The following is a 21,702-nucleotide window of genomic DNA, read 5'->3' as shown; positions in this document are numbered from 1 at the left end:
GGCTCGGCTACCTTCTGGAGCGTGGACGCCGTACGGCTGCTTCCACCACCTGGTCAAACTCAGTCCAAAGGGAGCGCGAGCATGGGAAGTCGAAGCCTGTTTGCCGCTGGTGCGGTCAAGTTGGCCGGATCACTGCTGGCCTTCGTTCTTGTCGCCGGTGTCGCCGTCGCCCAGACGGGGGCGGACATCGAGCAGGGTTTCCTGCGCCCGCCGGATTCCGCTCGGCCATGGGTGTACTGGTTCTGGCTGAATGGCAATATCACCCCGGAAGGGATCACCGCTGATCTCGAGGCCATGAAGCGGGTGGGAATTGGCGGCGTGCTGATCATGGAAGTGGACCAGGGGGCGCCGGTCGGGCCGATCGACTTCATGAGCCCGAAGTGGCGCGAGCTGTTCAAGTTCGTGGTAGCCGAGGCCGAGCGGCTGGGGCTTGAAGTGAATATGAACGACGACGCCGGGTGGAACGGCAGCGGCGGGCCGTGGATCCGACCGGAGCAGGCCATGCAGAAGGTGGTCTGGACCGAGGTGGACGTCGAAGGCGGGAAGGTGTTCGAAGGCCTGCTCGCCCAGCCGAAGGCCGTGGCCGGCTACTATCGCGACATCGCCGTGCTCGCGTTTCCGGCCACGGGGGCGTATCGCATTGAGGGCATCCAGGTCAAGGCCGGCTATGAGGTCGGTGGGGTGGGGCCGGCGGTCGTCAAGGACCTGCCCGCCGAGATGGTCATCCATCGCAAGCGCATCGTTGATCTGACCGCCAGGATGGACAGGGGCGGCAAGCTCGCCTGGGACGTGCCCGCGGGCAAGTGGACGATTGTCCGCTACGGCCACACCTGCACCGGTGTCGAGAATGCGCCCGCGCCGGCCACCGGGCGCGGGCTGGAATGCGACAAGCTCAGCAAGGAGGGGATCGAGGCGGCATTCGCCGGCATGATGGCCAAGCTGATCGCGGACGTGGGGCCGGCGGCCGGCAAGACCCTGGTGACCACCCACATCGACAGCTGGGAGAATGGCTCACAGAACTGGACCGCCCGCATGCGGGAGGAGTTCAAGGCCCGCCGCGGCTACGACATGATGCCGTTCCTGCCGACCTACGGAGGGCGCGTGATTGACAGCCTGGAGATCTCCGAGCGATTCCTGTGGGATCTGCGGCAGACCATCTCCGACCTGGTTGTCGAGAACTACGCGGACCACATGCGGACGCTCGCCCGGAAGCACGGGCTCAAGCTGTCCATCGAGGCCTACGGCGGGCCGACCGACGACCTTCCCTACGCGGGGCGGGCCGATGAGCCGATGTGCGAGTTCTGGATTGGCGGGGGGGCGTTCAACACGATCAAGGAAATGGCCTCGGCCGCCCACATTTACGGCAAGCCGATCCTCGGCGCGGAAGCCTTCACCGCTAACGACAGCGAGCGATGGCAGGAGTGGCCGGGCTCGATCAAGGCCCTGGGCGATCGCGCCTTCTGCGACGGCATCAGCCGGTTTGTGTTCCATCGTTACGCTATGCAGCCGTGGCTTGATCGCGTGCCGGGCATGACCATGGGTCCGTGGGGGCTTCATTACGAGCGGACCTCGACCTGGTGGGACTGGACGCCGGCGTGGCACCAGTATCTGGCCCGGTGCCAGTTCCTCCTTCGGCAGGGGCTGTTCGTGGCCGACCTGTGTTACCTGCAGCCGGAGGCGTCGCCGCAGGGACTCGCCGGGCATGCTCCTTCTTCTTATGACTACGACGGCTGTTCCGCCGAGGCCGTGCTCACGCGTATGGCCGTCAAGAACGGGCGGATCGTGCTGCCGGATGGGATGAGCTACCGGGCACTGGTTCTGCCCGACGGGCAGCCGATGACCGTCAAGCTCCTGGGCAAGATCAGCGAACTGGTTCAGGCAGGCGCAACCGTCGTCGGGCCGCGCCCGCCGAAGACGCCGGGTCTGACCGACTACCCGGCATGCGACGGCGAGCTGAAGCGCCTGGCGGATGAGCTGTGGGGCGACGGCAGCGGGACCACAGTCAAGGAGCATCACCACGGCAAGGGCCGCGCGGTGTGGGGCATGGCCCCCGACCAGGTGCTGGCCGCGGACGGCGTGGCCCCGGACTTCATCGGCGGGCCAGGGATCCGGTACATCCATCGTGCCGCCGACGAGACGGATATCTACTTCGTCGCCAACGCCCACCCGCGCGATGTGGCGGTTACCGGCACGTTCCGGGTGAAGGGCAAGGCGCCGGAGCTCTGGTGGCCGGACTCCGGCCGGATCGAATCAGCTTCGGTCTTCACCGAGGTTGATGGGGGCACGCGCGTTTTGCTGCCCCTGGGACCGAGCGGATCGGTGTTTGTGGTGTTCCGCAAGGCCGCTCAGAAGGGCGATGCCGCGGTGGCCGTCTCGCGCGACGGCAAACCGATCATCTCGCTGGCGACCGTTCCGCCGAAGAGGATCGTCGTCACGAAGGCTCACTATGGACCGCCCGGCGACGCCGCCCGGACCCGTGACGTGACCGCCAAGGCCCAGAAGCTGGTGGACGCCGGCCAAACCAGCTTCGTCGTGGCCCGCATGGCCGAGGGCGATGATCCGGCGTTCGGCGTGGTCAAGACGCTGGTCGTAGACTGCACGGCCGGCGACGAGTCATACACCGCGACAGGCACCGATCCCCAGCTGATCGATCTGGCTCCGCCAGCTCCCGCCTCGCAGAAGATCATCACGTTGGCTGCCGGGGTGGACGGTGGTTTGAAGGCGGAGGCCTGGCAGCCGGGCAAGTACGAGATCAAGACCGCGTCCGGTGCCACAAGGCAGGTGACGGTTCCCGCGTTGCCGGTGGCTCAGCAGATCGCCGGGCCGTGGGAGCTCCGCTTCCCGCCGAAGTGGGGCCCGCCCGAGAAGGTGACGCTGGACAAGCTCGCGTCCTGGACGGACAACAGCGATGCCGGGATCAAGTACTTCTCCGGGACGGCCACCTACGCCAAGACGTTTACCGTCCCGGCCGATCTGCTCGCCAAGGATCGCCGGTTGCACCTTGATCTCGGCAAGGTGGCGGTCATGGCCGAGGTCACGTTGAACGGCAAGTCGCTCGGCACGCTCTGGAAGCCGCCGTATCGCGTGGATATCAGCGAGGTCGCGAAGGCCGGTGAGAATACCCTGGAGGTCAGAGTGGTCAACCTGTGGATCAACCGCATGATCGGCGACGAGCAACTGCCCGAGGACAGCGCCCGCAATCCGGACGGCACGCTCAAGGCATGGCCCAAGTGGCTCCAAGAGGGCAAGCCGAGCCCAACCGGCCGGTACACCTTCACCAGCTGGCGGCTGTGGAAGAAGGACGAGGCGCCGCGCGAGTCAGGGTTGATCGGACCGGTGCGGCTGGAGAGTGCGGCCAGCGTTGAGGTGAAGTAGACGAGAATACTGCGAATCAACCGGACCCTGCCCGGTTGGCGCCGTCCAGGTGCTGGCCCGGGTTCGATGGTGCTGCTTCACGAACGTGTTGCTCGCCCCAGTTTGCTGCTACTGCGGCGGCCGCCTCGTGGTTCACCGCCGCGAACGGGCCACGGCGGGCTGCATAGTCCTGCTGGACCTCCAGCAAATGGTCGCAGCGTCGGTCCACATCGTTGCTACACTGGCTGCAGACTTCTCGCCGTAGCCGCCGGACTTCATCGATGAGGGCGTCGCCGGTGTTGGGGACGTCCTGTTGCTGTGGTGGCGCATGATTCACTTGCTCTCCACCGCTGATGCCGCCGTGATCGCCAGGATCGCGGGCACACCGCGACGCTCCTTCGGGTACTCCACGTCGAGCGTCGAGATGGCCGCGTCCGGCCGGGGGTTGTTCCACTGCTTGCTGTAGGCGACCGCCCAGAAGGACGAGTTGGGGTATTGCCGGGTCCAGGCGATCTGAGCGCCCGGGACGGCCTTGGGACTGCCCTCCTGCTTGTAGTCCTCGACGTCGATCTCGGAGTACACCGGGACCTGCTCCGTCTTGCCGTCCGCGTAGCGGATCACGTATCGGAACAGTTCGAAATGCTTCTTATCACGGCGCTGCTGGTCGTTGGTGCGCTGGTCGATTCTCGCGGCCTGCAGGAAGAACAGGGCATCCGCCTTGCGGTTGACCGGAATCCCCCGGACCTCCTTCGGCAACTGGTTGGGTACGCCTGAGCCTTCCAGCATGATGACCGTCGGCACTGGCGAGGTGGGGAACTCGTAGATGTCGAAGAGCACGCCGCCCATGGTCTGCTTGCCAACCGGCATGTCGCGGAAGGTGAAGTTCTTGTCGCCGAACCAGCCCTTTTCGTCCCGGTACTGCGTGGCCTGCTTGGCCAGATCGATGGGCTGATAGTCCAGGCCGGCACCCGCGATGATCGACTTGCCGCCGGCAAACGGGGCCTTGAGATTGCGCAGGATCGTCGCCAGAATGTTCTGCTTTTTGACCGCGTTGGCGGGGACCTCCTCTTTGTCCTGGAACTTGAGGTTGCACAGCACGATGCCGCCTGGCCCGCGGATGTAATGCACCATGCCGCCGACATTGAGCATCGGCTTGACCTTCTCGCGGAATTCGGCTGGGCGCGCGGCCTTGAAGAAGATGTTGTCGATCCCGATCAGCGGCCGCGAGCCGGCTTTCTCCTGCCAGCCGGCGATCTGCACGGTGATCTGCTTCGCGATGCGCGGCGGGTTGACCGGCAGCGTCTGCGGATCGCCGGTCGGCTTCACGTCGTACGAGACCATGCTCGCCTTGTCGCCGTCGAAGATCAGGTTCACCTTGGTCTGCGGGTAGTAGTTGGTGTTCCCGATCCAGGTGAACTCGGCGATGGTCTGGGCCTTGGGCAGTGTGATCGGCACGTCGAACGGCGAGTTGTCCTTGTTCAGTTCGAAGTTGATGATCAGCGGCCAACCGTCGGCGTTGGTGAAGCCGTTGACAATGTTGTCGTAGGCGAAGAACGGCGACTGGCCGAAAGGAGCCACCTCGTCGTAATCCACGACGTAGCTGAAGGCGTCGGACACGACGTAGTTGCCCTCCGTCCAGGAGAAGATCCTCTGCGACGAGTACAGGGCCACGTCGCCGGTGGTCAGACCGCTGGTGAGTGGGTCGCGGACGGCCGGGAAGACTACCCGCTCACGCTTGAACGGCCGGATCATGTGCTCGAAGCCGACGATCCTGTTGTAGCTGTCCAGCCCCTCGGGCCCCAGGCCATTGAAGATGATGAAGCCGCCGCTGCCGGTCAACTGCTCCACTGCGGCCAGGTTGTCGGCCAGGGCCTTGAGGTTGGCGGGGCTGGCATCGATCACCGCGACCCCGCCCGGGGTGGTCAGGGCGGCCAGGGGATCGGCCGTCCGGGTGTACTGAAGACCCATGGCGTCGAGTGCCCGGGCCAACTGTGTGCCCTCGCCGACCACCGCGGCAACCGGATGGAAGACCTGCTTGTAGGCCGCACCATAGGCGAGCAAGTTCTCCAGCAGCGTCTGGGCGACGATATTGTCGGCCAGCTTCTCGCCGATCACGATCTGGCTCAGCAGCAGCAGACCCTTGCCCGCGGGGACCTCGACCAGCCCCGAGTTCGCGAGCAGCTGGCCGCACTGGATGAGGCTCTTGGCTCCGCGGACCGGTTTCTTGTAGGTGTTGCGAAAGATGATTTCGTCCGGTGACCAGGTGAAGAAGTCCTTCTGGGCGAGGCCGGCAAAGACCGGGTGGCCGGGGTCCTCAGCGAATGCGACCCGCCCCTCGTTGGTGGCAGCGTCCATCTCGGCGGGGATGGCCTGGTATTTGAGCGGGTTGTCCTGCTCGAGGGCGATGACACATCGGCCGGCGGAGGCCCAGGCGGCCAGCAGGCTCGACGTGCTCTCGGCGGGATCCAGGGCATCCTTGCCAATCAGCAGGACCTTCGCGGAATCGGGCAGCTTCCTGAGGTCCTTGAGCGTGCTGAAGGCGATGCCGCGAGCGGTGAGGAACGCCCTGACCGATCCCGCCGGGTCGTAGACGCACAGGCCGTTCGCACCCAACGACGCTACGTCCTTGCTCACCGCAGGTGGGGGCAATACCGAGGCCGCCTCGCTGTCCGACCACACCTCGGTCCCCTTGACGGAGAGCGTGAGCGTGAAACGCCCCTCCTGGCGGGCATCGATCTTGGGCATCGGCAGGGTCAACTCGAACTCGGCCCGCCCGCCCGGGGTGACGGCGTACTCCTTCTTCGCCCCCGCGATAGGCCGGCCGGCGATCTCCAGATTCCACGCGAACTCGATCGGGTCGGCGTCGTGGGTGTCGTTGAAGATGGCCAAGGTCCGCTTGACCTGCTGTCCGGAGGCGAACGACCAGTCCCACTGCCGGCAGAGGACCACCCGTGGAGCCATATACTTCCATTGAGAGTTATCCGCGTCGTTCTCGCCGCAGTAGAAGTTCCACGCCCCGAAGTCCGCCCAGCGGTAGCCCTGCTGGAGGATCTGGAGCATGAGCCCGCAGGCCTGGAGCGTGACGCTCTTGCCGCCGAACGCGACCTCGCCGCCGACGGTTGACAGCTCGGGGTGGTTCCCGGTGTAGTAGAAGTCCTCGCCGAGATACCGCGGCCGCTTCTGATCCCAGGTCCATCGCCCGCGCCCGCCGCCGGTGACATTGGCCGCATAGGCCAGGGCGGGATAGCGGGTGAGGTCGGCGTCGGCCACATAATGATCGCCGTGCACGGGCATGCCCTGGGCCTTGCCCGCCCCGCCGCCGTCCGCCATGGTCGGGCGGGTCGGATCGACCGCCTTCACCGCCTCGGCCGTCTTGTAGGTCTGGGCCTCGAATTGGTCCATCAGCCCACCGTAGAGGTTGATGCAGTTGATGTACAGCCACTCGTTTTCGATCGACCAGATTTGAACCGAGGGGTGATTCCGCTCACCCTTGACCTGGGCGACCATCTGCTCACGCCACTCGTTCAGCAGGTCCATCTTGATCTCGGAGTTGTGCAGCTTCCGCAGTTCCGGGTCGTTTTCGACCGCGAAGTAGCCGATGGCCTCGCCGTCCAGCGGGCCGCAGCGGCGGACGACCACACCGTTCTGATCGCACCAATCGAGGGCCTCGTCCGGGGACATGCCGAAAAACGGGCGGTTGCCACCCTGGGCGGCGCCGGCCATGCGCATCTGTGTCTGGTGCAGCTTGCGGTAGCTCGCCAGGTACTCCTCCTTCGTGGTCCCGGGAATGCCCATGTTCCAGCCGTGCCAAACATATCCGTTGAGCGTGAAGTGCTTACCGTCCACGCCCCACTCACGGAAGCCGAACGAGGTCTTGGCCACGTCGGCCGCCGCATCGCCGATCCTGACGGTCGCTCGCAGCACGTACATGTTCGGCTCGTCCGGCCACCAGAGCTTGGGCTTCTCCCATTTTTCCACTGTCTGCAGCACCTGTTCCTTGCCGGCCGGCGCGTGGAAGGGCAGCGGAGCGAAGGTCTTGGCCACCGCGCCGCTCTTGGCTTCGACGGCCTCGCACACCACCTGGCCGGCGATGTCCCCGGCCGACGGATTGCTCACCGTCACCTCCAGGGCCAATTCCATCTTGGCGACCGAGGGCTTGCAGAAGACATCGGAGACGTAGGCCGGGCCGGCCGAGACCAGCGACGGCGTCACCAGAATCCCTGACTGGAACGCGGCCCAGACCGGATAGGACAAGTCCTGGAAGCCATTGCGCGAGAACTGCAGTGGCAAATTGAACGCCCGCCGCAGCTTCATCGGGTTCGTCGGGCTGGCGGTGTAGCCGTACCACGCGTCGCGGATGCCGACCCAGACCTCGTTGATGCCGGTCTTGACGCCTCTCGTGACATCGATCTGGAAGCGGGCGTAGGGGTGCTTGGCGAAACCGCAGAGCACTCCGTTGACGTAGACCGTGGTGTTGAGGTTATTCTGCGGGAAGAGCAGGTAGAACGACCGGCCTTTCTGAGACTCGGGAACGTTGACCCGAGTGCGGTACCAGATGCGGTGGGCGAAGATCATGTCCTCGCGAAGCGAATTCTTGTCGCCGGGGACCTCGATGGCCCGCCAGAACGGGTGATCGGGCCGCTCCTTGATCGGCTCGGCCACCTTGCCCGGCAGGTCCTCGTCGTGCCGGCAGATCTCCCACAAACCGCTGAGGGCGACGGCCGTCTGCTCCCCGTTCCTGGGAGCCTCGGGCAGCTCGAACACCGTCTGGCCGGCCTTGCGGTCGCGCTCGTCGCGCCATTCCTGGCCCGGTTTGAACTTGCCGTTGGGAAAGAACTCACCGCGGGTGATGCAGAGGGCGTCGAGCCCGAAGAGTACACGCTGGAGCTCGCCCTTTCCGTTCTTGTGGGACCGGATCCGAATCTCGAGCGTGTGGTTGCCGGCGGCCAGGTCCTGCGGCCCGAACTTGAGCCAGGCGACCTCGGTGAAGAAGCTCAGTTCGGTCAGGTCGGTGGTGACGGTGTCCGGGGCGATTCGATTCCATTGGCCGCCATCGATCCGCCAGTCGAAGGGCGATCGGGCGAACTCGTAGCCGATGCGTCCCCAGAGGGTGTAGGCGGCCTGTTGCTCCGCGGTGAACACGTAGGAGAGAAGCGCCCCCTCGGCAGGCAGTTGCTTCTCGATCTCGCCCGGGTCCAGGTGTACGGTCAGCCACCGGCCGTCGGAAACGAGCTGCGGCCGCCCGCTCCCGTTGATGTCCGGCTTCAGATTGACCGTGTTGGTCTGCTCGCCCTCGATCCAGATGAAGTCCGCGCCCGATACGGCTGGAGCCCACGAAGCCACGAGCAAGAAGGCGGAGAGGCTGCCTGTCAAAGCACTGCGGGTATTCATGGAGCGTCCTTTCGAGATTGCCTGGGGTTTGGCCGATGGTTACAGCCAGGGGGCCTTGTCGCCAGCGGTCCCACGAAGGGCGCTGCCGGAGCGAGGCTTGGAAGCCAGTAGAGCGTGGCGTGGAGTGAGCGTCAAGGCACGCGAAGACCAGGCTTGCGCCGGCGGGTCAGACTCGACGGCTCGCCGTTCCCGCCGTAGCATGGTTTCCCACATGATGGGCTCGGCCCGGCGAGTGATCGCAGGGGTCCGGCCGGAACATCCTTGCCGGAAGGAGATGCGCAGCATGGACACCATGTCTCGACGCAGGTTCATCGGGGCGGCATCCGCGGCAGTGGCCTTTCCGACAATCGTCTCTTCTCGTCTGCGGGGAGAGGACGCACCCAGCAACAAGATCACCGTGGGCTTCATCGGGACCGGTTCGCACGGGACGGACCGCAACCTGGTGCAATACCTCAGGCAGCCCGATGCCCGCGTGCTCGTGGTCTGCGACGTCGACTCCAACCGGATGAAGAACGCCAAGGCCATGGTGGACCAGAAGTACGGCAACAAAGACTGCGCGATGACCGGGGATTTCCGCGAGGTCCTGGCTCGCGAGGACATCGACGCGGTCATGATCTCCACCCCCGATCACTGGCATACGCTGATCAGCGTGATGGCCGTCCGGGCGGGCAAGGACGTGCAGTGCGAGAAGCCGACGCTGACCATCGACGAGGGCAGGATCCTCGTCGACGTTGTCCGCAAGAACAGGAAGGTCTTCCAGACCAGTACCGAGGACCGCTCCTTGGGCGTCTATCGCCGGATGGTGGAGCTGGTCCGCAACGGCCGGATCGGCAAGGTCCAGAAGGTCGAGGTGGTGTTGCCGAGGCAGCCGACCTCGCCCGGTGATCCAACGCCGCAGCCGGTGCCGCCCGAGCTCGACTACGACATGTGGCTCGGCCCGGCCCCTCAGGCCCCGTACAACAAGGACCGCGTCCACTTCAACTTCCGGTGGATCCAGGACTACTCCGGCGGGATCATCTGCGACTGGGGTACCCATCTGTTCGATACCGCCCAGTACGCCCTGGATGTCGAGCGGAGCGGACCAGCGGAGATCGAGGGCAAGGGCACCTACTGGGAAGGGGGGTTGTATGATACGGTCAAGGAGTACGACGTCACTTACCGCTACGCCAGCGGGGTGGTCATGACCTGCAAGCCGGGCAATCCAAGCATCCGGTTCACCGGGACCGACGGCTGGGTGGGCAACACCGGCTGGGACGCACCCCTCGAGGCGAGTTCACCGGAGATCGCCAAGGCCAAGATCGGCCCGGAGGAGTTTCGGGTGACCGCCAATCCGGCCGGTGAGCACCGCGATTTCCTCGACTGCGTCAAGAGCCGCAAGGATCCGTATTTCCCGGTGGACATCGGCCACCGCGTCTCCTCGGTATGCCACCTGGCCAACATCGCCATCAAGCTGGGGCGGAAGCTCAGGTGGGATCCGAAGGCGGAGCGATTCGCCGACGACGATCAGGCGAACGCGATGTGCAAGGTCCGGCCAATGCGCAAGCCGTGGTCGCTGACCTGACGGGAATGCTCGCGTTCATGACGTCTGGCGGCTTTCTTTCGGGGTCTCGAAGGTACAGGAGCTCGATGATGCGTGTGATGGCGGTGGTTCTGGCGGGAGGGTTGCTGCTTGCTGCGGCCGGCTGCAGCAATGTGCAGATGGTGGGTCACGCGGCGGGGATGGCCTTCCAGGCGGTCAAGGGGGCGGATGCGGATGCGACCCTGATCCACGGCGATTTCAGCCCCTCGCGGCTGGCGGTCTACGACACGCTGTTGCCCGGCGACGTCACCACCGACGTTCCTCCGATTTGCGACAGCGGCATGCTCGCGAAGGTGCGTCGCGAGTTCGCTGAGACGCTCGCGGGGGAGGATGTCCGCAGAGTGTTCCCCGGCGGCGGCAGAGCGCTCAAGATCAACGTTCTGTGCCGGTTCTTCAAGGAGAAGGGCATGATCGGCGGCGAGGGCCGGCTCGACTGGCTGGTCACGCTGGCCGACAACTCCACCGGCGAGGCCGTGGGTGTTGTGTTCGTCGAGGGCGTGAGCGAGTCCCCGATTCAGCACGGGGCCAGCGACATGGCCAAGGCCAACGCGAAAGAGCTGCTCAAGTTTCTGCGCAAGGCCAAGCAGGGCGGGCAGGCGTAGGGGATCGCGGGTTGGGCCGGTGGGGTGCCGGCGGGTCAGAAGAGAAGACACCGCGGTCATCTGCAGTTCGAGTCCCAGGCGATGCCCGCGCCGGACATGCATTGGCGCAAGATGGTCGTATCGTTCGCGTCGACGTCCCCGTCGCTGTCGAGATCCGAGCAGAGGCACGCCGGGTCGGACTGGGTGACGCCTCTCCCGCTGTAGCACGCCTGCAGGAGGGCGAAGTCCGACTGATCCACGTCGTTATCGTTGTCCAGATCAGGGCTCTGGGTACACGACGGAACCAGGAGTCGCTCGACGATTCGCTGCATGACGGCCGTTCGTGTGGCCGCCGAGGTGATCGTCTCGAACGGAAACCCGAAGGTGACTACCTTGAACGCCCCGTCGTAGAATACGCCGGCAGCCTCGCCGTTGCCGCCGACGTAGGTGAGCACCGCAGTCGCCCCGTTTCGAGGAATGATGACGTCGGCTGACTTGGCGTTGTAGATGGTCGATCCGTTGTCGAAGGCGAACGCTCCGACGCCGTCGAACAGGGATCCGGAGACCGGGGTAACGCTGTAGGTCGCGGCGTCGTCGGCCGAGAACGTGGCTCGCAGGTAGTCGTGATAGAACGCGGCCCCGTGATTGCGGGCATCCAGATCCCAGCCGATGTCGGTTCCGGAGGCGAACAGCCGCCCGCCGCCGACCAGGTAGGCCGCAACCAGGGCCTGCTCGGCGGCATCGAACGTATGATCGGCCTCGGATTGACGGCCACATCCCCAGATGGTCAGGCGGTAGTCGACCAGGGGCACATCGCCGTCGCGCACCGCCTGGTGGGCGCAGGAGTCAAAGGCGTTCCCGGTGCTCGCCACGGCGGCCGCGAACATGCGGATGTAGCCGAAGTCGTTCATCCGGTCGAGCCGCTCGCGAAGCAGGTCCTTGCCGCTCACCGGATCGCGTTCGACCAGCATCATGGCCCGGTCGAGCCGGTCGAAGCCATTGACCACCAGGATCGGGGCAGCCCCATCGGCGGCGACCATGGCCCCGGCGATCGGGCTGGGAAACGACTGGCCGCCGGCGTTCGTGGCGATGACCCGGAAGAAGTGGATCGTGCCCGGCGCCAGCCCGGTAAACTCTAGGGTGGTCGAGACGGTCGGCGCGCCGTCGTCGAAGCCGAACCCGTTGGTGCTGTGGCAGACCAGGTATCCGGTGGCCGGATCCCCCAGCAGATGGTCGCCGTTGTTGGACGGCGGGGCGTGCCAACTGACCCGCAGCGTGCCGGGGCTGGTATGGCGGACGGCCAGGTGCGTCGGCGGCTCCGGCAAAAGCGTCTCGACGGCGATCGGCGTGGTCGAGGGCCCGTCGTGGTCGCGGTACCACCAGTGGACGACCCCCTGGTAGATCGCCCGGGATACGAGATCGCGGAACCGAGGGTCGGCCAGCGACTGGGCGTCGAGCGGGTTGTCGTGGTAGGCGACCTCGATCAGGCAGGCGGGCATCTCATCGTTGTTGTTCGGATTGACCTCGCCCAGCCAGGCACCGAACTTCCGGCCGATCCAGGCGGGATCCCACCCGGCGTGAATGTCGGTGATCACCTCGTCGAGGATGCGCACGGCCAGCGTGTCACTGCCCTGGACGCCGTCGAACAGCTCGAAACTGCCCGAGACCCCCGGTGACTGCCCGGAGGCGTAGACGTAGACGTCCGTGCCGCGCACACTGCCGCCGCCACCGTTGCTGTGCCATGAGAGGTATATGGAGTCTTCCCAGTCCTCGCTTTCCCACGCCGCGTAGCGGGGCATGGAATCCACGCTGCCTTTGGGGGTGTCCGGCTGGCCCATGAAAACCGGAAAGTACTTGCCCGACTCCTCCCAGCGCGGCTTGCCGCTGATGCCCCCGCCGTCGTCGTAGTCACCCATGCCCCCGCCGAACCGGACCGCGTCGGCCACCACGATCTTGCCGGTATCCGAGCCCTGGTTCGAAATCTCAACCGCTCCGCGGGCCGCGTCCCGCCCGGCATTGAAGTAGTAGCTGCCCAGAAAACGCCAGGTGTTGCCGTCGCGCTGCATGTTGACTGCGTGGGCGGTCACGCCACCCGCGTGGCGAACGCGGACCTTCGCGTCGGTCGAACGGTTCGATGCCGACGGTGTCCAGAGATAGACCGCGTAGTAGCCGGCGGTCGGGATGCTCGGGAGGTAGGTGGCTACGCCGGTCTCCGTCGTGCTGACCGTGCCATACTGGTAGTGGTCGCCCTTCCAGGTGCCCGCTCCGGTGCTCGTCGGCCAGGAACCGGTGACGCTGAAGGCCGGGGCCGCGTCCTGGTTGTCAATGATGACCATGTTGGTGTTGAAGTCCCGTTCGCGGCAGGGCCACACGTCGGCCCCCGCGTTGTGCAGGTAGCGGGCCAGATGGTTCAGGACCGCCTCCCCGTTGCTCAGGTCCTCGATCAGGTTGTAGTTGTTGCCCCGCTGAGTCATCCAGGTCTTGTAGGTGGTGTTGTATAGCCAGCCGTGGCCGGGACTCAGGAAGACCGTCTTGCCCGACAAGGCTCCCTGCGGTCGACCCGGATTATAGGTTGGGAGACCGCCCGCCTCGGTGCGAGGTGTCTCGGCGGCGACCGCCTTTTCCGAGGATGAGATCGCCGCGCCCGGTTCGGTCGAGTCCGCGTCGGTGACCGCCGCCGACTCGGCCTTCCTGACAATCGGCTCGGGGGGCGGCAGGTAGGCGGACAGCGGTCGGTAGTCGGCGTCCACCTTCCCAATCGGTCGAGCGAACAGGGCGACGCCGGTCAGGCCGTCGATCGATCGAAGCAGTCCGATCTTCGCCCGTATCGCCACCTCGCACTGGGCGGCCGTGAGGCAGAGGAGAAACTCGTCGGGCAGCGACAGGTAGGCGATGATCGCCTGCCCCCGGGCCTCCGCCCGGTCGAACGATCCGCCGGCCGGCAGGGCGGTCAACGCCCAGTCCGGATAGTCGGACGTGCCCTCCGCCCCGGCCGCGTTCACCGCCGCGACCCAGCCTTCGAGCAGCACTGCGGCCTGCAGCGCCGCCGGGTCGCCCCGGCCGTCCGGCAGCTCGCCCGCCGGCAGGGCCAATACTGCCCATGGGCCAACCAGCACGATGCTGGCGCAAGTCAATCGCACCCGCCCCAAGGCTCGCTTCGTCATGGTTGTCTTATCGGTTCGCCACGACTCAATCTTGCCCTGCCAACCGGAACTCCGCTCTCCGGCCGACGCCCTACTTGTGGGTCATCTCGATCACGCCCCGCCAGTCGCGAGGCGGCTTCCGCTGCAGGGCCAGCGTGTAGACGTACCGCGCCGCCACGTCCTCCTTGACGATGGGGTGAAGCAGATCAAAGGCCTTCTCCCAGTCGCCTTGCTCGAACGCGGCCAAGGCCTCGGCGTGAACGCCGTGCCGCTGCTCGATGACCCGTCGTGCGGCGGCATCAGCCGGGGTCTCCTCGATCGTGTAAAGATCCACCTCCGTCTGCACCCCAGCCGGCAGAAACCGGGCGACCCGACGGGTCATGACCCGGTCCGGCTCCAACGTTCGAGCCACTTCCGCGGTGACCAGGATGGGCACGCCCACTTCCTTGGTGATGCCTTCCACGCGGGCGGCCTGGTTGACCACCGGCCCAAGGATGTCGTACGCGTAGACCTGTTCCGATCCCAGCGAGCCCGCGACCACATCACCCGCCCCAAGCCCGATGCCGCAGCCCCAGCCTGGCGAGACCTCGTTCATCAGCCCCACCATGCGTAGGGCCGCCAGGCTGGCCCGCTCGGTGTGGTTCACCAGATCATAGGGCACGTTCCAGCAGGCCAGGATGCCGTCGCCCATGTACCGGATGACCACGCCGTCATGGTCGAAGACGCACTGGGTCATGGCGGTCATCACCTGCTTGAGTTCGCTCTGGCACTCGAGGATCCGCGCCAGGTTGCCTTCCGCGATATGCGAGAAGCCGCGAATATCGAAGAACATCACCGTGGCTTGCCGGATGCTCGGGGCGAGTTGACGGGGGTCCTCCGACTCGAGGATCTTGGACACCAGTTTGCCGGAGAAGAAGTGCCCGAGCTTGGCCTGCCAGTCCTCAAGCTTGTACATGGCCAGGGCCCGTCCCACCGCGTCGGCCACCAGTCCGACCAGACGTGCGGTGTCGCGCAGCCCGAGTACCGAGCCCAGTCCGGGTTCCGCCGCACTCATCGAGCCTGCCAGGTAGAACAGGACCGGTGTCTCGCCCGGGACCGGCATGGCGCAGCAGACCGCCCAGTCGATTCCCTCACAAACCGTGGCCGCCAGCTCGCCGCGACCGTTCTGTTGCCAGCGGTAGGTCACTGGGCGGGGGGCCTCCGCCAGCGCGAACTTGACCAGTTCCCGGCTCTGCCCCCGCGGGGCACCCTGGTCAAGCCCGGCGTCCTCGCAGAGCACCCGCGGGGCATGATCCTCGACCGCTAACACCTGGACCCAGCGGGCCCCGGTGGCCATCCGCAAAGCCCCGCAGGCGTAGATGTAGAACTCCTTGCGGCTCCGAGTCCGCAGTATCTCCGGAAGGGTCATGAGGTCCAGCAGGCGGAGCCGGTCGTTGGTGTCGCCGGTGAGTCGCAGCTCGTGAGCCCCGAGCGTGAACTGCTCCTGGGGGCGAAGCTCGGCCCTGTCGTCGCCGGGCGCGTCCACCAGACCGGCCGCATCCAGGTGAAACTCCGTGGTCCCGATCACGAAGTAGTCACCGTCCGCCATGACGAACCGATCATGGTGACCGCCCTTGAATAACACCGGATTGGCGGAACCACTCAGGCGTTCGACCTGGAGATGCCCGCCGTGAGGACGAAGAACCACGTGGCGGCGACTCAGGTACTTCTCACCCGGGCAGGGGCAGTCAGCCTGGGAGGAGGCCCCCAGGATCAGTTGCGCCCCCTCGGCCAGTTCGAAGCGGACGACAACTTGCCCGCCCACCCGGGCGGTCAGCCGCAAACGCGCTTGCTGCAAGGGTGCGGACGCCATCCCGGGTAGCTTAACGGGACCGGCGATCGATCGCCAAACCGACTCGGCCGTCGCCCGGAAGAGCCGGCCCCGAACGCCGCTCGCTGGCGGCCTCGGCACGATCATGCCCTGGGCACGGCTACCGACCTCTCGCTCGCACGAACAGGTTGCCCGGCAGTTGCCGAGCCAGACCGCGCAGCTGCAGGGTGATCAGCATGGACGCAATCCGGCCCGCGGGCAGCGAGGTGGCCTCCGCCAGCATCTCGATGGATTGCTCCTGGCGGCTGAGGACACTGCACAAGAGCTGCTCCTCCCGCTTGAGTCCTGCCGCCGCCGGCGCGATCTCCGCCGCCTCGTTGGCGGGTATACCATTCCCGGATGAGAGCGCCTTGCCTACCTCGCCCAGCTCCTCGAGTATGTCCTCGGCGCAGGTCACGCACTTGGCGTGCTGATCGCGAATCAGGGCATTGGTCCCCTGGGAATACTCGGAATCGACCCGGCCGGGCAGCGCGAACAGCTCCCGGTTGTACTCGCTGGCCAGTCGCCCCGTGGTCAGCGACCCGCTTCGTCGGGCCGCCTCCACGACCAGAACCCCCAGCGACAGTCCGGCGATCAGCCGGTTCCGCGGGAGGAAGTTGCCCGAGTTCGGGGAGGTGGCCATCGGCAGCTCGCTCAGCACCGCACCCTGGTGAACGATTCGATCCGCCAGGTCCTGGTGCTCCGGCGGGTAGATCATGCTCAATCCGTTGCCCAGCACCGCCAGCGTCCGCCCGCCGGCCGCGATTGCCCCCTTGTGCGACTCGCCGTCCACGCCCCGGGCCAGACCGGAAACGATGGTGATTCCCTGCGAGCCCAGCTGATAACCGAACCGGTTGGCCTGCTCGCGTCCGTACAGGGTGCACCGCCGCGAGCCAACGATCCCGATGGCCACGGCATCCTCCGGTTGGATCTGTCCGCGAACGTACAGGCAGATGGGCGGGTCGGGTATGTGCAGCAGAGCTCGGGGGTACTCCGCGTCGTCCCGGCAGATGATCCGCACCCCGTGCCTGGCGGCCAGTTCGAGTTCCGCCTCCACCTCGGCCGCTTCGCGCCCCCGCGCGATCTTGTCCGCCGTCGTCGCCCCGATCCCGTCCACCCGTTCCAGCTGAGCAGCCGACGTCACGAGAGCCTGCTGGGCGGACCCGAAGCACTCAATCAGCCGCCCGAACAGGACCGGTCCCACTTCCGGCGTCAGCGACCAACGCAGATGCTCGATCGCCGCCGATGAGGCGACCGACGATGGGGCGAGAGGATGCTCCAGCATGCAGGATGGCTCCTTCCGGCTGATCAGGTCGTGATCTGCGGTCGCCATGATAGAATGCACCGGTATCCGATGGAAGAGGCGGCGGAACCGGCCGCCCGGCTTCCACTGAGCCTGCCCCCGGGTCCGTTGGCAGGGCCCGCGATGATCCCTGACCGGCGCCGAACATCGGGCTCCACGCCGGCAAGCCCGCGTCGAAGTCGAGAGGGCCCGGTCACAGCCGGTCTTTACATGGCCGGCCATCGTCTCGTACACTGGCTCCCCGGTTGTGTGCGGAATGGGTGTGTCGATGCCCACCCGATCGCTGGTCCCTCCGTAAGGATGCATGATGATGAACCAATCCGCTGGCCAATCGAATGTCAACCTGAACCGTCGTGATCTGCTCAAGAACACCGCCCTGGCCTCGGCGGGCACGGTCTTCGCCGCGCTGGCGACCGAAGGGTGCGCCGAGATGCCCCGGATGAGCGTGGCCACAACCATTCCCGCCCCGAAAGCCCGCGAGACCATCAGGGTGGGTTTCGTCGGTGTGGGCGGCATGGGCACCGGCCACGTCAACAACCTCCTCAAGATCGAGGGCGTCGAGCTGAAGGCGGTCTGCGACGTCGTGCCCGAGAAGGCCGCCCGGGTACAGGAGATGTGCGCCAAGGCGGGTAAGCCCAAGCCGACGGCGTACACCAAGGGGCCGGAGGATTTCCGGCGGTTGTGCGAGCAGGAGGAACTGGACCTGGTCTACACCGCGACACCGTGGGAGTGGCACGTGCCGGTGTGCGTGGCCGCCCTCAAGGCCGGCAAACACGCCGCCACGGAAGTGCCCGCGTCGTTGACCCTCGAGGGTTGCTGGCAACTGGTCGAGACCGCGGAGAAAGTGGGCAAACACGCGGTCATGATGGAGAACTGCTGCTACGACCGCAGCGAGTTGATGATCATGAACATGGTCCGCAAGGGCCTGTTCGGCGAGCTGCTCCACGCCGAGTGCGGCTACATGCACGACTTGAGAGGAATCAAGTTTAGTAAAGGAGGTGAAGGCCTCTGGCGCCGGGTCCACGCCATGAAGATGGATGCCAACCTTTATCCCACCCACGGCCTGGGCCCCGTCGCCCAGTACATGAACATCAACCGCGGCGACCGCTTCGATTTCCTCGTCTCGATGAGCGGACCCTCCAAGGGACTGCAGGCCTACGCGGCCGAGCACCTCCCGGCCGACGACCCGCGGCGCAAGGAGAAGTACGTGCTCGGCGACGTCAATTCTACCCTGATCAAGACCGTGAAAGGCCTCACGATTCTCCTCCAGCATGACACCAACCTGCCCCGGCCCTACAGCCGTCTGCTCGTCGTCCAGGGCACCAAGGGCATCTTCCGCGGCTTCCCCGACCAGATTCACCTCGAGGGCCGAACCGACGGCCACGACTGGGAACCGGCCGACAAGTACCGCCCGGAGTTTGATCATCCGCTCTGGAAGACCATGCAGGATCGCTCCAAGGGCGCCGGCCACGGGGGAATGGACTTCATCGAGGACTTCCGCCTCATCCGGGCCCTCCGGACCGGCCAGTACCCCGATCAGGACGTCTACGACGCCGCCGCCTGGAGCGCTCCGGTCGAACTCACCGCCCGCTCGGTCGCCAACCGCTCCCGCCCGGCGGACTTCCCCGATTTCACCCGCGGTCGCTGGAAGACGACCCCGCCCATGGGCATTCTGGAGGCCTGAACTCGCCCGGCCTAGAATTTGTCGGCGTCCGCGGGGTCGTGGGTGATTCACGTGACGTTGCGAGAGGAGGTGGGCTATGCCTCTCTATCCCTATTACCCCGCTCCCCTGGAGCCCATCGACGCACGGCAGGCGGCCATCATCTTCATGGCTATTGTCCTCTTCGTCGCCATCGCGGGCCTCATCGGCCTGTGGGTGCATCATCGCCGCGGCCATCGGCCGGGACACCAGCATTAGCACACCGTGCGCCGCCATCCCGGGCCACGTACCACCCGGCCGGGCGTGGCCCCGGTGTGCTCGCCGTCCTTGAGTACCTGCACGCCGTTGACCAGGACGTGAACCATGCCCGTGGCATACTGGTGAGGCTGCCGGAAGGTCGCGTGATCGTGGACCGCCGCCGGGTCAAAGACCACCACATCCGCGAAATAGCCGGGTGCCAGGCGGCCCCGGCCCCGGATACGCAGGTTCTCCGCCGGCAGCGATGTCAGCCGGCGAACGGCCTCCTGCAGCGGAATCAACTTCTCGTCACGAACGTACTTCCCGAGCAGCCGGGCAAACGCGCCGTAGGCCCGCGGGTGAGGCTGACTCCTCAAAAAAACCCCCTCCGTGGCCAGCGACCCGGAATCGGAACAGAAGCTGACCCACGGCCGGCAAATCTCCTTCCGGATGTTCTCCTCGGACATGCTGAAGAACGACGCCCCAACCCGGCTGTCGTCCTCGATGACCAGATCTATGGCCGTGTCCTCCGGCGAGCAACCCCGCGCCGCCGCCACTTCCGCCAGCGTCCGGCCGGCCAAGGGTTTCAGTCGCTCGGAACGAAAACCGACCAGCAAAATGTTCTCCGGAGATCCGGCAGACAGCCAGCCATTGTCCCACCCGGTGCTGGGAATGCGCATCTCACGCTTGACCCGCTTGCGGATCGCCGCGTCCTTCAGCCGGTCAACCCAGGCCCGGTGACCACCCTCCTGGACCCACGGGGGCATGATGCTGTCCAGGCCGGTCGAACTGGCGTGGTAAGGGTACATGTCCGCCGTGATCTGCAGGCCGCCGGCCCGCGCCGCCTCGATCTTCTCGAAGACCCCCTCGATCTTGTCCCAGTTGGCCCGGCCCGAAGCCTTCAGATGATAGATCTCCGAGCGGGCTCCCGCTTCCCTCGCGATCGTCAGGAACTCGCCCAGGGCCTCCATGATGTTGTCCCCTTCGTTGCGAATGTGCGAGATGTAAAGGCCGTCGTACTCGGCAGCCGCTCCCGCCAGGGCGATCAGTTCGTCGGTCTTGGCGAAGAAGCCCGGCGTGTAAATCAACGCCGAGGCAACTCCCATCGCCCCCTCGGCCATCGCATTGCGCACCAGCCTGCACATCCGCTCCAGTTCCACCGGGCTCGGCGGCCGATCCGCATATCCGAGCTCGTGCACCCGCACCGTCGTCGCCCCGACGAATGAGGCCACGTTGCAGGAGATGCCGCGGGCAACCAGGTAATCGAGGAACTCACCCAGCGTCGTCCACTCAATGTCGTACTTGATGTCGGCTTGAAGGTCGCGCTCCTCCTTCTTCATCGTGCTGTTCCACGGCCCCATGGAACTGCCCTCGCCGAGCACCTCGAGCGTGACTCCCTGCCGGATGTCACTCTGCGATCGCCCGTCGTGGATGAGCGACTCGTTGGCCCAGCTCAACATGTTGATGAAACCGGGCGCTACCGCCAGGCCCTCGGCGTCGATCTCCAAACCCGCCTGAACACCGAGCGACCGCCCCACCGCGGCGATGGTGTCGCCTTCGATCGCAATCTCGCCCCGGTCGGGAGCCTGGCCCGAGCCGTCGTAGATCATGGCGTTACGGATCAGCACAGCACCTTCCGCCGGCATGCGTCGTCCCTCGCTTCACGACAGCCCGGTGTCGCACGCGCTGTTGTCAGGCAAAGTGCTTCGGCTGTCAAATGGTCGGTACGCGTCAGGAAAGACCGGTCGGCACGATCGACCGGCGTCAGCACGTGGCAATGCCTTGTCCAGCGAGAGGGAGGGCGACAGGAACCCCGGGCCGGCGGACTCACTCGACCGACGGACGGTCGTGCCCCAGCAGGGCTTCGAGCTGGTCCCGATAGCGGGCCGCATCCTCGTATCGCTCCTGCTCGATCGCCTTCTTGAGCTTGCGACGCACCACCCGGGTCGGGTCCACCGGAAGCCGGCGCAGAATCTCCTTCCGGAGCGTGCGCAGGACCTCAACCTCGCTCGACTCGCGGAAGGCCTTGGGCTGGCGGGCTCGCCGGAAGAAGTCACGAATGGCCCGCATCCCGGCCTCAACGTGCTTCAGTGCCGTGCGATACGAGCCCAGTCGCATAGCCCCGAGAGCTTGGCTCTGGCTGTTCATCATGACAATGTACGGCCGATACGCCTCGAGGGAGTAGCGGTCTTCGTCGTCCCTTGCGTAGGTGCGGCACAGATCCAGGACCTCAATGTTGCGACGCGTGTCCCTCGCGACAGCCTCGTAGTCCTCCAGCACGAAATTGGCCAGGTAACGCTGGTAGTACTGAAATGCCTCTTCGCGCAGGTCGCGACACTCGTCGCTGTCCAGGGCGAAACCCAGATCGTTGCCGTTCGCTCGCCGAGAGGCTTCAAGTCGATCCCGGTGATACTCCAGAAGCGATTCGTGGTCGTACGGGCGACTGCCGTCCGGGCGCCCGAACGTCTCCATCTGCAGGACGCCCAGGTCCACGCGCATCTGAATCTTGATGCGGTTGTCCGAGCCGCGGACACGGCGGACGCTGACTTGGCCCGACACATAGGGCCAGCCGTCAGTCACCCACTTGAGATCCTTGGCTGCCAT

12 protein-coding genes are annotated in these 21,702 nt (G+C 65.9%); 5 read left to right on the top strand and 7 right to left on the bottom strand.

Annotation, left to right across the window (positions count from 1 at the left end):
• Positions 1–81 precede the first annotated feature (81 nt).
• Positions 82–3,375 carry a hypothetical protein gene (locus KA354_12730; protein MBP7935503.1) on the top strand — a complete coding sequence of 1,098 codons (3,294 nt, stop codon included), beginning with the start codon at positions 82–84 and terminating at the stop codon, positions 3,373–3,375.
• Positions 3,376–3,391: 16 nt separating this feature from the next.
• Here the strand turns inward: KA354_12730 and KA354_12725 are convergent, their stop codons facing one another.
• The gene (locus KA354_12725) at positions 3,392–3,691 is read right to left on the bottom strand and encodes a hypothetical protein (protein MBP7935502.1); all 300 of its coding nucleotides are present in this window, start codon (positions 3,689–3,691) and stop codon (positions 3,392–3,394) included.
• A complete protein-coding gene (locus KA354_12720; GenBank protein MBP7935501.1) occupies positions 3,688–8,745 on the bottom strand; it encodes a hypothetical protein in 5,058 nt (1,685 codons plus the stop codon). The genes KA354_12725 and KA354_12720 overlap by 4 nt, the downstream gene beginning before the upstream one ends.
• A gap of 283 nt (positions 8,746–9,028) precedes the next feature.
• Between KA354_12720 and KA354_12715 the strand changes: the two genes are divergently transcribed.
• Together KA354_12715 and KA354_12710 are read left to right on the top strand one after the other, a co-directional pair.
• Positions 9,029–10,306 (top strand): Gfo/Idh/MocA family oxidoreductase, encoded by a 1,278-nt coding sequence (locus tag KA354_12715; protein MBP7935500.1) that lies wholly within the window; start codon positions 9,029–9,031, stop codon positions 10,304–10,306.
• 65 nt (positions 10,307–10,371) lie between these two features.
• Complete coding sequence (locus KA354_12710) at positions 10,372–10,926, top strand: hypothetical protein (protein ID MBP7935499.1); 555 nt, start codon at positions 10,372–10,374, stop codon at positions 10,924–10,926.
• Positions 10,927–10,982: 56 nt separating this feature from the next.
• Here the strand turns inward: KA354_12710 and KA354_12705 are convergent, their stop codons facing one another.
• The 3 genes from KA354_12705 to dprA all read right to left on the bottom strand — a co-directional run bounded on the left by KA354_12705 (position 10,983) and on the right by dprA (position 17,182).
• Entirely contained in the window at positions 10,983–14,069 is a 3,087-nt protein-coding gene (locus KA354_12705; protein MBP7935498.1) for a fibronectin type III domain-containing protein, read from the bottom strand.
• Between the two features lie 70 nt (positions 14,070–14,139).
• Complete coding sequence (locus tag KA354_12700; GenBank protein MBP7935497.1) at positions 14,140–15,885, bottom strand: hypothetical protein; 1,746 nt, start codon at positions 15,883–15,885, stop codon at positions 14,140–14,142.
• Between the two features lie 133 nt (positions 15,886–16,018).
• The gene (gene dprA, locus KA354_12695; GenBank protein MBP7935496.1) at positions 16,019–17,182 is read right to left on the bottom strand and encodes a DNA-processing protein DprA; all 1,164 of its coding nucleotides are present in this window, start codon (positions 17,180–17,182) and stop codon (positions 16,019–16,021) included.
• 328 nt (positions 17,183–17,510) lie between these two features.
• On the opposite strand from dprA, the gene KA354_12690 reads away from it, so the two are divergent.
• Complete coding sequence (locus tag KA354_12690) at positions 17,511–18,884, top strand: Gfo/Idh/MocA family oxidoreductase (GenBank protein MBP7935495.1); 1,374 nt, start codon at positions 17,511–17,513, stop codon at positions 18,882–18,884.
• Positions 18,885–18,960: 76 nt separating this feature from the next.
• On the top strand, positions 18,961–19,119 hold the full coding sequence (locus KA354_12685; GenBank protein MBP7935494.1) for a hypothetical protein: 159 nt from the start codon (positions 18,961–18,963) through the stop codon (positions 19,117–19,119).
• Here the strand turns inward: KA354_12685 and KA354_12680 are convergent.
• Together KA354_12680 and KA354_12675 are read right to left on the bottom strand one after the other, a co-directional pair.
• On the bottom strand, positions 19,116–20,744 hold the full coding sequence (locus KA354_12680; GenBank protein ID MBP7935493.1) for a D-aminoacylase: 1,629 nt from the start codon (positions 20,742–20,744) through the stop codon (positions 19,116–19,118). The genes KA354_12685 and KA354_12680 overlap by 4 nt on opposite strands.
• A 181-nt stretch (positions 20,745–20,925) precedes the next feature.
• Entirely contained in the window at positions 20,926–21,702 is a 777-nt protein-coding gene (locus KA354_12675) for a UvrB/UvrC motif-containing protein (protein MBP7935492.1), read from the bottom strand.

The organism is Phycisphaerae bacterium, from assembly GCA_018003015.1.
Taxonomy (GTDB): Bacteria; Planctomycetota; Phycisphaerae; order UBA1845; family PWPN01; genus JAGNEZ01.
Note: the sequence above shows the minus strand (reverse complement) of the source record. Positions and strands in the feature narration are given on the sequence as shown.

What these genes read in the sequence shown, in the direction of transcription:
- KA354_12730 (MBP7935503.1), top strand. Translation starts at nt 82, where the DNA reads ATGGGAAGTCGAAGCCTGTTTGCCGCTGGTGCGGTCAAGTTGGCCGGA.
- KA354_12720 (MBP7935501.1), bottom strand. Translation starts at nt 8,745, where the DNA reads ATGAATACCCGCAGTGCTTTGACAGGCAGCCTCTCCGCCTTCTTGCTC.
- KA354_12715 (MBP7935500.1), top strand. Translation starts at nt 9,029, where the DNA reads ATGGACACCATGTCTCGACGCAGGTTCATCGGGGCGGCATCCGCGGCA.
- KA354_12710 (MBP7935499.1), top strand. Translation starts at nt 10,372, where the DNA reads ATGATGCGTGTGATGGCGGTGGTTCTGGCGGGAGGGTTGCTGCTTGCT.
- KA354_12705 (MBP7935498.1), bottom strand. Translation starts at nt 14,069, where the DNA reads ATGACGAAGCGAGCCTTGGGGCGGGTGCGATTGACTTGCGCCAGCATC.
- dprA (MBP7935496.1), bottom strand. Translation starts at nt 17,182, where the DNA reads ATGCTGGAGCATCCTCTCGCCCCATCGTCGGTCGCCTCATCGGCGGCG.
- KA354_12690 (MBP7935495.1), top strand. Translation starts at nt 17,511, where the DNA reads ATGAACCAATCCGCTGGCCAATCGAATGTCAACCTGAACCGTCGTGAT.
- KA354_12685 (MBP7935494.1), top strand. Translation starts at nt 18,961, where the DNA reads ATGCCTCTCTATCCCTATTACCCCGCTCCCCTGGAGCCCATCGACGCA.
- KA354_12680 (MBP7935493.1), bottom strand. Translation starts at nt 20,744, where the DNA reads ATGCCGGCGGAAGGTGCTGTGCTGATCCGTAACGCCATGATCTACGAC.
- KA354_12675 (MBP7935492.1), bottom strand. Translation starts at nt 21,702, where the DNA reads ATGGCAGCCAAGGATCTCAAGTGGGTGACTGACGGCTGGCCCTATGTG.